Annotated in this window: 4 protein-coding genes; all 4 read right to left on the reverse strand. The window is 74.9% G+C overall.

All coding sequences use genetic code 11. The features are described from left to right. Positions 1–64: 64 nt before the first annotated feature. Positions 65–460, reverse strand: coding sequence for an RNA-binding S4 domain-containing protein (locus N866_RS16120; RefSeq protein WP_052023158.1), 396 nt, complete (start codon positions 458–460; stop codon positions 65–67). Positions 461–614: 154 nt separating this feature from the next. Continuing rightward, a complete protein-coding gene (locus N866_RS16125; RefSeq protein ID WP_081802737.1) occupies positions 615–1,901 on the reverse strand; it encodes an AI-2E family transporter in 1,287 nt (428 codons plus the stop codon). 123 nt (positions 1,902–2,024) lie between these two features. Continuing rightward, positions 2,025–3,707: a glucose-6-phosphate isomerase gene (gene pgi, locus N866_RS16130; protein ID WP_034228245.1), complete on the reverse strand. Its 1,683-nt coding sequence runs from the start codon at positions 3,705–3,707 to the stop codon at positions 2,025–2,027. Positions 3,708–3,776: 69 nt separating this feature from the next. Further along, complete coding sequence (locus N866_RS16135; RefSeq protein WP_034228250.1) at positions 3,777–5,165, reverse strand: RNB domain-containing ribonuclease; 1,389 nt, start codon at positions 5,163–5,165, stop codon at positions 3,777–3,779. Between the last annotated feature and the right edge of the window lie 46 nt (positions 5,166–5,211).

Consider the following 5,211-nt stretch of genomic DNA (forward strand, 5'->3'; position numbering starts at 1 on the left):
TCAGCCCGGCGGCAGGCGCTCAGCCTGCGGCACGCGCTCAGTGCCGCTCAGTGCCCCGCCGCCCTCAGTACCCGCGGAGCCGCTCGATCTCGCGGCGGTCGCGCTTGGTCGGCCGCCCGGCGCCGCGCTCGCGCCGCGGCAGCAGCGCGATCTCCTCGCGCGGGGGCTCCGGCGGGGTGTTGTCCACGTAGCACTCCACCGCGACGGCAGCGCCGACGCGCTTGACCAGGGTCCGGCGCACCTCGACGAGCCGTTCGCGTCCGGCCACCCGGATCCGGACCTCGTCCCCGGGGCCCACCGGCGTCGCGGGCTTGGCGCGGTCCCCGTTGACCCGGACGTGACCCGCCCGGCAGGCCGCCCCCGCGGCGGACCGTGTCGGGAACAGCCGCACGGCCCAGGCCCAGGCGTCGACCCGGACCCGCGGGCCGACGGTGGCCGCCGCTCCCTGCGCCTCGCCCATCCGGCCTCCCGCCACGCCCGGCACCGACCTGCCAGCCTGCTCACCCACGGCCCTGCTCACCCACGGCCCAGCCCGTCCACGCCCTGCCCGCTGGGCGGGTATCGACGACCCTGGCCTGCCCCCACCCAGCGTAGGCGGGCGGCGTCGTCGTCGGTCAGCGGCTGCTCCGGAGGTCCCCGCGCGGCGTGGTGACCATGCGGGACTGTCGGTCGCGGCTCCCCTCGATCCCCGGGTGGTCCTCCTCGCCGCCGTCCGTCGCGTTCCAGGCGCTGACCACCGTCCACGCCACCGCGGCGAGCGGCACGGCCAGCAGCGCCCCGACGATGCCGGACAGGATGGTGCCGGCGGTCAGGGCCAGCAGGACCGCGAGCGGGTGCAGGTGCAGCGCGCGCCCGAGCACGACGGGCTCCAGGAAGTTGCCCTCGAGCTGGTTCACGGCCACGACGACACCGATGACGATGAGCGCGGTCACGGGCCCGTCGGACACGAGGGCGACGAGCGCCGCGAACGTGCCGGCCAGCGTCGCACCGAGGATGGGGATGAACGCACCGAGGAAGACGAGGACCGCCAGCGGCAGCGCGAGGGGGACCCCGAGGATGAAGAGCGCCAGCCCGATGAAGAAGGCGTCGACCAGGGCGATGATCGAGATGCCGCGGACGTAGCCGCCGAGGACGTCGACGGCGCTGACGCCGATCCGGTCCGCGCGGCGGCGGACGTCCGGCTCGAGCGGACGCAGGAAGAACTCCCAGATCCGGCGGTGGTCGCGCAGGAGGAAGAAGAGCACGACCAGCGCGAGGACCGTGCCGGTGACGACCTCGGCGAGCGCGGTCGCGCCGGCCACGGCACCGGACTGGACGGCGTCGCTCGACGCGAGCTCGCCCAGCTGCTCGCGCGCGGCGGTGATCTGCCCGTCGTCGAGCTGCAGGGGGCCTTCCGTGAGCCACCGCTGGAGCTCGTCGAAGCCCTCCACGGCCCGGGTGCGCAGCTCGTCCCACTCGTTGCGGACCGCCCGGCCCACGAACCACAGCACCAGGGCCAGGGTGCCGACCCCGACGACCATGGCGATCGACGTGGCCAGGGTGCTGTGCACGCCGCGCCCGCGCAGCCATCGCACGACCGGCGCGACGGCCGCCGCGATGATCGTCGCGATGAGCAGCGGGATGACCAGGAGCGAGACCTGGCGCAGCCCCCACACGGTGACCGAGACCAGGAGGAGGACCAGGAGGAGCTGGCCGGAGCGCAGGGCGGTCCGGCCGAGCAGGTCGTCCCACGGCGAACGACGACGTCGTTCGGTGCCGGCCGGACGCCCGCCCTCGGGTGCTGCGGGGGCCGCGGACCCGGCCCGGACGGCCGTCGAGGCACCGGGCCGCGGGGAGGCTCCTGCCGCGGGGCGTGCGGGGCGGGGCCCCCGGGACGACGAGCGCGTGAGCCAGGAGAACATGCGTCGACCCTAGGCAGCGCCCGGCGATCCGGCTCCTCGAGCCGGACGGGCCCCACGCGCGGGCGGCGTCACCCGGGTGGGTGACGCCGCCCAGGCGTCGTCATGAGGCCGTCCAGGGGCCGCTCAGCGGCGGTGCTGCAGGTAGTAGGCGATGAGGGCGCGGGTGGACGGGTCCTGCTCGGCCAGGGCGTCCTCGTCCCCGGTGACGGCGGGGGCGATCTGGGTGGCGAGGACCTTGCCCAGCTCGACACCCCACTGGTCGAAGGAGTCGATGCCCCAGACGACGCCCTGGACGAAGGTGATGTGCTCGTACAGCGCGATGAGCTGGCCGACCACGGACGGCGTCAGGGCAGGGGCCAGGATCGACGTCGTCGGCCGGTTCCCCTCGAAGACGCGCGCGGGCACGATCTCCTCCGCCGTGCCCTCGGCGCGCACCTCCTCGGCGGTCTTGCCGAACGCGAGGGCCTTGGTCTGCGCGAAGTAGTTCGCGAGGAACAGGGCGTGAACGTCGGTCTCGCCGTCGCGCAGCGGGTGCGCGGGGTTGGCCACGGCGATGAAGTCGGCCGGGATGAGCCGGGTGCCCTGGTGGATGAGCTGGTAGAAGGCGTGCTGGCCGTTGGTGCCCGGCTCGCCCCAGAAGACCTCGCCGGTCTGCGTCGTGACCGGTGTGCCGTCCCAGCGCACGGACTTGCCGTTGGACTCCATCGTCAGCTGCTGCAGGTACGCGGGGAACCGGTGCAGGTGCTGGGCGTAGGGCAGGACGGCGTGGGTGTGGGCGTCGAAGAAGTTGACGTACCAGACGTTGAGCAGGCCCATGAGGGCCGGGACGTTCTGGTCGAACGGCGCGGTGCGGAGGTGCTCGTCCACCGCGTGGAAGCCGGCGAGGAAGTCCCGGAAGGCGTCCGGGCCGATCGCGATCGCGACCGACGCGCCGATGACCGAGTCGACCGAGTACCGGCCGCCGACCCAGTCCCAGAAGCCGAAGGCGTTGGCCGGGTCGATCCCGAAGGCCGCGACCTTGTCCAGGGCGGTCGAGACCGCGACGAAGTGCTGGGCCACGGCAGCCTGACGGGACTCCTCGGAGCCGTCGATCGCCCCTGCCGCCTGGAGCGTCTCCCACAGCCAGTCGCGGGCCAGGCGCGCGTTGGTGAGGGTCTCCAGCGTCCCGAAGGTCTTGGAGGCGACGATGAAGAGCGTGGTGGTGGGGTCGAGGTCGCCGACCGTCTCGGCCACGTCCGTCGGGTCGATGTTGGAGACGAAGCGCAGGGTCAGGCCGTCCTGCACGTACGGCTGCAGCGCCTCGTAGACCATGACCGGCCCGAGGTCGGAGCCGCCGATGCCGATGTTGACGACGGTGCGGATCCGCTCGCCCGTGACACCGGTCCACTCGCCCGAGCGGACCCGCTCGGCGAAGGCGAACATCTTCTCCAGCTCGGCCTGCACGTCGGCGTCCACGTCCTGGCCCTCGACGACGAGCCGGGGCTCGGCGCCCGGCGGCCGCCGCAGGGCCGTGTGCAGCACCGCGCGGTTCTCCGTGACGTTGATCCGCTCACCACGGAACATCGCGTCGATGCGGTCGCGCAGCCCGACCTCGTCCGCGAGCCGCACCAGCAGCGCCAGGGTCTCGTCGGTCACCAGGTTCTTGGACAGGTCGACGTGCAGGTCCGCGACGGTCCGGGTCAGGCGGGACGCCCGCTCCGGGTCCGCGGCGAACCAGCCGCGCAGGTCGGGGTCGAGGCCGGACCGGTGCGCATCGAGCGCAGCCCAGGCCGAGGTCGAGGTGGGGTCGATGGGAGGTGTCGTCACGGCACCGACCCTACTGAGGCGCTGTCCGGTTCGCGTAGGCCGGTCGGCGCCCCGGGGCCTTGTGACCGGTCAGCGCACCACCTCGAAGCGGACGACGCGCTCCACCGGGTCCGCCTCCACCAGCCGGGCCCGGACGGTCGCCCCCGACTCGAGGCCGGTCCCGGTCGCGCGGGCGAGCACGGGCGGGTCGAGGACCTGAAGGAGGGCCCCCGCGCCGTCGTCGTCGACGTCCACGACCACCGCGTCGAGCTCCTCGCCGACCCGGCCCGCGAGCAGGAACGCCTCCGCCGCGTCGACGGCGGCCCGCTCGAGGGTCCCGGCGAGGCGGTCCGAGCCCGCCATGAGTGCGGGCAGGGTGGGCAGCGCCGCCCGGACCCACTCCGGCACGGGGACCCCGCGGCAGAGCGCCTCGCACGTGACGAGGCCGAACCGGTCGACGAGGCGGCGCAGCGGCGCGGTGACGTGGGCGTACGGCGCGCCGACGGCGGCCTGCTCGCGCACCTCGGGCAGCACGCCCTCGTCGAACGGCGTGTACGCGGCGCCCCGGAACAGGACGGTCGACTCGTGCAGGAGCGCGAGCTGGCGCGGGTCGGTGGGGTCCAGGGCCCGGAGCACCTCGCCGTGGGCGAGGCCCTCGGGCCACGGCACCCCGAGGGCGAGGGCCTGACGGCGGAACCGGGCGACGGTCCGGTCGTCCGGCGCCGGCATGGTGCGCAGGATGCCGACGCCGCCCTCGAGCATCATCGCGGCGGCCGCCATGCCGGTCATGAGCGAGATCTGGGCGTTCCAGTCCTCGCTGGCCACCGGTGGACGCAGCCGCAGGACGTAGCCGTCCGGGTGCTCGACCACCTCCTGGTCCGGCAGCGGCAGGGTGGCACCGCCGCGCTCGCGCTCGAGCGCGGCGCGCAGCTCGCCGACCTCCCGCAGCAGCCGGAGCATCTCGGGCGCCGTGCCGGCGTCGACCTCGCGCTGGACCTGCTCGTAGTCGTAGCGCGTCCGGCTGCGCACCAGGGCGCGGACGACCTGTGCCGTCGTCGTCCGGCCCTCGGCGTCGAGGTCCAGGACCCAGACGAACGCCGGTGCCGTGTTCCCGGGCAGGAGGCTCGCCGCCCCCTCGCTGATCACGGGCGGGTGCAGGGGCACACGCCCGTCGGGGCTGTACAGCGTCTGCCCGCGACGGCGCGCCTCGGCGTCCACGGGTGAGCCGGGAGGCACGAAGGCCGGGACGTCCGCGATGGCGTAGTGCACGCGGAAGCCGCCGTCGTGCCGCGCCAGGTGCAGGGCCTGGTCCAGGTCCGTGGACCCCGGGGGGTCGATCGTCAGGAACGGGAGGTCCGTCCAGTCGGTGGCCGGCAGGTCGGGGTCGGCGGCCGCCCGCTCCGCGGCGGCCAGCACGTCCGGCGGGAAGGCGTCCGGCAGCTCGAGCTCCGCGCGGATCCTCCCGAGCGCCTCCTCCAGCCGCGGGCCGTCGACGACGGCGCTGCGGCCCTGGCCCGGCGCGCGG

It is taken from the genome of Actinotalea ferrariae CF5-4 (genome assembly GCF_000603945.1).
In the GTDB taxonomy this organism is placed as follows: Bacteria; Actinomycetota; Actinomycetes; order Actinomycetales; family Cellulomonadaceae; genus Actinotalea; species Actinotalea ferrariae.

Excerpts from the sequence above, each read along its gene's own strand:
- N866_RS16120 (WP_052023158.1), bottom strand. The coding sequence starts at position 460 with ATGGGCGAGGCGCAGGGAGCGGCGGCCACCGTCGGCCCGCGGGTCCGG.
- N866_RS16125 (WP_081802737.1), bottom strand. The coding sequence starts at position 1,901 with ATGTTCTCCTGGCTCACGCGCTCGTCGTCCCGGGGGCCCCGCCCCGCA.